The following is a 5,245-nucleotide window of genomic DNA, read 5'->3' as shown; positions in this document are numbered from 1 at the left end:
GGGAATCGAACCCCTGTTACCACCGTGAAAGGGTGGTGTCTTGACCGCTTGACCAAGGGGCCTAGGTTTTTCATTTCTCTGTCCTTCAGGGTTATTTCCCCGAGCACATTAACTATAATACTTGAAATCCGAAAAAGTGTCAACACTTTTTCTTCATTTTTTTTATTTTTTTTTACATCCCCTCATAAAACCACTCTTATTCCAGCATTTTTACTAGGTTTTCAGTGTCTTTCATCTTCTCAATAGCCATACCATATCTTGATAAAATTCTTTCTTTTTCCTTAATTTCTTCTTGAATTTTATTAATTTCAAACTTACATATTTCAAAAAACTCTTTTTCTTCAATTATTTCAATAGATATATTAAATCCACTTTTTTTAAAATTTTGACCGGAAGTAATAAGCTTTACTGGTATCTTATAATTAATAACAGCCAATATTTCTTTTTCCCAAACACCTCTCTTGTTTACTTCATATTTATCTTTAAGTAAATTCAAATTCTCAAAAATAATATCAAGTTCAGCTTCTATACTTTCCAATAACGCCTTATATAGAGCTATAGATATTCCTCTATTAAGCTTTATTTTTAAAAAATCACTATACTTTATTAAGAATTCATCTATTTCTGTCTGTTTAATATATTCTACATCTTTTTTATCAAATACTTTCAGTCCAATATTACTGGGATAGTTAACTACTACTTGATCATAATTCATCCTGCGAACCTTAAATTCTCTTTCAAATTCCTCTAAATCTTTATTAATTATTTTTGCTAACAATAATATCACCTCTTACCTAGTATTCCATAGTTTAATTACTTATATTACTGTGATAAAATCTAAATAAAATTAACTTTGAATAATGAAAACTGATATTATTCTTTAAGGAGTGTTTATTTTGATTCATCATGAATTATTAATTGTTGGCGGTGGTGCAGCTGGCTTAATGGCTGCTGTAACCGCAAAAGATTTTGGTATAGATGTTGCCATACTAGAAGCTACTGATAGAATTGGTAAAAAAATATTAGCTACAGGAAATGGTCGCTGTAATATTTCTAATATCTCTATTACAGAACCCTTTATTAATTATCATAGCAATAATGATAATTTTTATTATGAAACTTTAAAAAGTTTTTCTGTGAAAGATACTTTAGATTTCTTCCTAGCTTTAGGTCTTCCTATTGTAGAATTACAAAGTAGCAAACTTTATCCACAATCTCTTCAAGCATCTTCAGTTGTGGATATTTTTAGATTAGCTTTAGAGGACAGAAATATTCCAGTTTATACAGAATGTAAAGTAAAAGATATCCACAGAGGAAAAGTTTTTAAGTTATCCACAAATAATGAATCATTAAAATTATTCACATGTGATAAACTACTTTTAACTTGTGGAGGAAAAACTGCACCTAAAACTGGATCTGATGGAACTGGATATTATTTATCAGAAAAATTAGGACATAGTATAATTCCTCAACTTCCTGGAATCGTTCAGTTAAAACTAGATTATCCTCATCTTAAATCATTGTCTGGTGTAAAATTTGATGGCTATGCATCTTTACTTATTGATGGTAATGAAGAGCGTAAATATTTTGGTGAAATATTATTCACAGATTACGGAATATCAGGTCCACCAATACTACAACTTTCCGGCTTTGCATCACAAGCTTTAGCCAAAGGTAAAAAAACAGAAATAGTTGTAGATATGCTACCAAAATATACTGTTGAATCCTTAGAAGATTTTATTGAATGCCATTTTGCTGTGCTTTCTTATAGACCTATAATTGATGCTTTAATTGGTGTAATTAATAAAAAACTTATACCTACAGTATTAAAAGAAAGTAAGATTGAAAATTTACATATGCCTTGCTATGAACTTAATTGGAAAGAAAAAAAGTCTCTCATAGATACTTTAAAAGAATGGAAATTTACTTGTATAGGAACTAATGACTTTAATCAAGCACAAGTGACCATTGGTGGTATAGATACTACTGAAGTAAATCCTTCAACTTTAGAATCAAAACTTATCCCTGGTATTTATTTTGCCGGAGAACTTTTAGACGTTCATGGTGACTGTGGTGGATTCAATCTTCAATGGGCATGGAGCTCAGGACACAGAGCTGCTGAATGCATAGCCAAAGCGTAGATTAGTTAACCAGTGAATGTCGCTACGCTAATCCACTTAATTAAATCGCCATAAATGGCTTAATTAACGAAGTGACTAACTAGCGAAGCGACTTAACTAATTAGCGTAGCATTAATAAAAAAACTCTGAGCCATAGCCCAGAGTTTTTTTATTGCCATTTTGAGACAAAAACAGTCAATTCTTTACCGTCTTTATCTTGAATATTACTTAATACTAATAAATTATCTTCATTTTTATGAATTTCACAGACACATTTGATTTCATCATTATAGTAACATTCATGCTCAAATAGTATATCTATTTCCTTTAGCTCATATTCCTCTCTAATCTCCTGTGGAACACTATCCATAAACCATTGTACATACTTAACATTATTGACATGCTTATTAAAATCTATATCAGAATATCTAACTTTAAAATTACTAACATATTCTTTATTTTTTACTTTTTCTAATCTTTCAAGACTACCAATTAATTTCTTTGTTGTAGAGTTCTTATCAACATTATAAGCTTTGTATTGATCATCAGTAATTTTTATAGCTCTTCTTTTAATAATATCAATTAATAAGAATAATGCACTACCTTCCACTATCTTAATATTCTTTTCATCATATATTTCATAACTCCTTAATGCATAAAACTTCTTAAATTCTTCCGCAACAGTTTTTACTCTTATTTTTTCTTCATACTCAGGGTATCTATTTACCTTGATATTATATTTATAAAATACCCATGTAATATTTCTTTCTGTTAAATAATCCATCCCTACATTTAAGCTTTCTGCATGCTTATTTCCTACATCACCTAAAAAATTCATTATACTTTCTAGGGTACAATTTAAATTCTTATCACATTCATAATAGTGAATTTCATACATCTTTTCATAACTTATTCCCATAATTATCCCCTCTTTCTAATAGTATTTATTTTAGCAATAAAAATAGGCATAGATTTACCTCTACACCTATTTCTCTTTTATTTGTTTAGTTTATCTAAAAGATCTTCTATATTAAGTCCATGAACTAATGCAGCTTCTTCAACTGTTTCCATTTGTGCAGATGGACATCCAACGCAGCCCATACCAGCTGATGCTAAAACTTCTATTTTCTCAGGATAATTTTTTACAATTTCACCAATTGTCATATCCTTAGTAATCATTTTCTCACTTCCTTTAATAGAATTTTATACAACTGTATATATTTTACATAATATAAAGTTTATTTTCAATATTTTCCCATAAACTATTCATAAATAATATTCTAACTACTAAATTAAATACTAATATAGACCACTATTATTCCCATTGCTATTTACATCATTTAAAATATTATCTACATTTATCCCGTACCTTATAGATACATCTTCTACTGATGACAATTGATTTTCCATATTACCATAACATGGTATACCATAACTATTAAATATATCAATTGCACCTGGATTTTCCGCTAAAATCTGGCTTATAGTACTATTTTTATCAACCATAAAGAATCACCTCTAAATTTTTTTATATTTATAGGCTTTCCTTCACAGTTTATAATTATACTATATTTCTTTTACTCTTATAGTCTGACTTCTCTTTGGTCCAACAGAAACTATTGAAATTCTTGTATCCGTTAATTCTTCAATTCTATTTAAATATTTCTTTGCATTTTCATGTAGCTCATCAAAAGATTTAGCTTTAGCTACTGATTCATCCCATCCATCAAATTCTTCATAAATAGGCTCACATTTTGCTAAATCCTCTAAGCTTGCTGGGAAATAATCTATTATCTCACCATTAAACTTATACCCAGTACATACCTTTATCTTATCTAATCCTGCTAATGTATCAATTTTTGTTATAACTAAAGATGTTAATCCACTAACTCTTACAGCTGTCTTTAATATAACAAGGTCAAGCCATCCACATCTTCTTGAACGACCAGTAGTTACCCCATACTCATGACCCTTTTCTCTAATCCATTCACCAGTTTCATTTTCTAACTCTGTAGGGAAAGGTCCTTTTCCAACTCTTGTTGTATATGCCTTAGCAATCCCTACACTATTAGTTATCATATTAGGTCCTATACCAACACCGCTGGCTACTCCTCCTGCTGTTGTATTAGAAGAAGTTACATATGGATATGTTCCATAATCAATATCTAAAAGCATTCCTTGTGCCCCTTCAAATAATACATTTTTATCTTCTTTTATATTATTATAAACTACTACTGAAGTATCCTTAACAAAAGGTGCTATTTTTTCAGCATACTTGCTATATTCTCTATAAATTTCTGCAAAATCTAACGCTTCTCCACCTAATACTTGTGTTATATATTTATTTTTCACTTCTAAATTGCTTTTTAACTTTTCTTCAAAAACTTCTTTATTTATTAAATCACAAACTCTTATACCGCATCTTTCAAATTTATCAGTATAACAAGGACCTATTCCTTTACCTGTTGTTCCTATATCATTCTTTCCTCTTGCAAGTTCCTTTAATTTATCTAGAACCTTATGGTATGGCATTATTATGTGAGCTCTATCACTTATAACTAATTTTTCTGGTGTTACTCTTACGCCCTCTTTTTCTAGATATTCTATTTCATCAAATAAAGCTACTGGATCTACTACTACTCCATTACCTATTACATTTAACTTTTCATCATGTAATATTCCTGAAGGTATTAAATGAAGCTTATATTGCTTATCCTCAACTTCTACAGTATGCCCTGCATTGTTTCCACCTTGATATCTGACTATTACTTCAGCCTCTTCTGCTAAATAATCTGTCATTTTCCCTTTTCCTTCATCGCCCCATTGAGCTCCTAAAACAATAAATGCTGACATAAAATCTGCCTCCCTTTTAAAAATATTGCCTTATCTTATAATTTTTTAATAATTTCTTACCTATTCATACTATCAAAGTAATTATAAACTTTCAAGATTTTTGCGAATATTTATTTATTTTTATAATTAATAATTCGTAAGGAATCCTTTGTATAGATAGTAATCTTATATTTTCCTTTTTAAATAAAATTACTTGCTTTATTTTTACGAACTATATCTTTTTTTAGTAATTAAATTAAAAAAGTGGCTTTCGCCACGCTCCCTTCGGGAAT

Annotated in this window: 6 protein-coding genes; 1 reads left to right on the top strand and 5 read right to left on the bottom strand. The window is 29.4% G+C overall.

Annotated features, from left to right (window positions below):
* Positions 1 to 196: 196 nt before the first annotated feature.
* Positions 197 to 778, bottom strand: coding sequence for a hypothetical protein (locus Q5O29_RS03880; protein ID WP_022211687.1), 582 nt, complete (start codon positions 776 to 778; stop codon positions 197 to 199).
* A 118-nt stretch (positions 779 to 896) separates the two neighbouring features.
* Here Q5O29_RS03880 and Q5O29_RS03875 point away from each other — a divergent pair, with 118 nt between their 5' ends.
* On the top strand, positions 897 to 2,141 hold the full coding sequence (locus tag Q5O29_RS03875) for an NAD(P)/FAD-dependent oxidoreductase (protein ID WP_022211686.1): 1,245 nt from the start codon (positions 897 to 899) through the stop codon (positions 2,139 to 2,141).
* A gap of 148 nt (positions 2,142 to 2,289) precedes the next feature.
* On the opposite strand, the gene Q5O29_RS03870 is transcribed toward Q5O29_RS03875, so the two are convergent.
* The 4 genes from Q5O29_RS03870 to Q5O29_RS03855 all read right to left on the bottom strand — a co-directional run bounded on the left by Q5O29_RS03870 (position 2,290) and on the right by Q5O29_RS03855 (position 4,973).
* Positions 2,290 to 3,039 carry an acyl-[acyl-carrier-protein] thioesterase gene (locus Q5O29_RS03870; RefSeq protein ID WP_022211685.1) on the bottom strand — a complete coding sequence of 250 codons (750 nt, stop codon included), beginning with the start codon at positions 3,037 to 3,039 and terminating at the stop codon, positions 2,290 to 2,292.
* A gap of 77 nt (positions 3,040 to 3,116) precedes the next feature.
* Positions 3,117 to 3,299 carry a DUF1858 domain-containing protein gene (locus tag Q5O29_RS03865; protein ID WP_022211684.1) on the bottom strand — a complete coding sequence of 61 codons (183 nt, stop codon included), beginning with the start codon at positions 3,297 to 3,299 and terminating at the stop codon, positions 3,117 to 3,119.
* 120 nt (positions 3,300 to 3,419) lie between these two features.
* Positions 3,420 to 3,626, bottom strand: a complete 207-nt coding sequence (locus Q5O29_RS03860; protein ID WP_022211683.1) for a DUF1858 domain-containing protein — start codon at positions 3,624 to 3,626, stop codon at positions 3,420 to 3,422.
* A 60-nt stretch (positions 3,627 to 3,686) separates the two neighbouring features.
* Positions 3,687 to 4,973 (bottom strand): adenylosuccinate synthase, encoded by a 1,287-nt coding sequence (locus tag Q5O29_RS03855; RefSeq protein ID WP_022211682.1) that lies wholly within the window; start codon positions 4,971 to 4,973, stop codon positions 3,687 to 3,689.
* Between the last annotated feature and the right edge of the window lie 272 nt (positions 4,974 to 5,245).

This window comes from Clostridium sp. CAG:265 (assembly GCF_000436575.1).
GTDB lineage: Bacteria > Bacillota > Clostridia > Clostridiales > Clostridiaceae > Clostridium > Clostridium lentum.
The sequence above is the reverse complement of the archived record's forward strand: the minus strand, read 5'-3'. Positions and strand labels throughout refer to the sequence as shown.

Bases quoted from the DNA above. Each gene is read 5' to 3' on its own strand.
- Q5O29_RS03855 (WP_022211682.1), bottom strand. From the start codon at position 4,973: ATGTCAGCATTTATTGTTTTAGGAGCTCAATGGGGCGATGAAGGAAAA.
- Q5O29_RS03860 (WP_022211683.1), bottom strand. From the start codon at position 3,626: ATGGTTGATAAAAATAGTACTATAAGCCAGATTTTAGCGGAAAATCCA.
- Q5O29_RS03865 (WP_022211684.1), bottom strand. From the start codon at position 3,299: ATGATTACTAAGGATATGACAATTGGTGAAATTGTAAAAAATTATCCT.
- Q5O29_RS03870 (WP_022211685.1), bottom strand. From the start codon at position 3,039: ATGGGAATAAGTTATGAAAAGATGTATGAAATTCACTATTATGAATGT.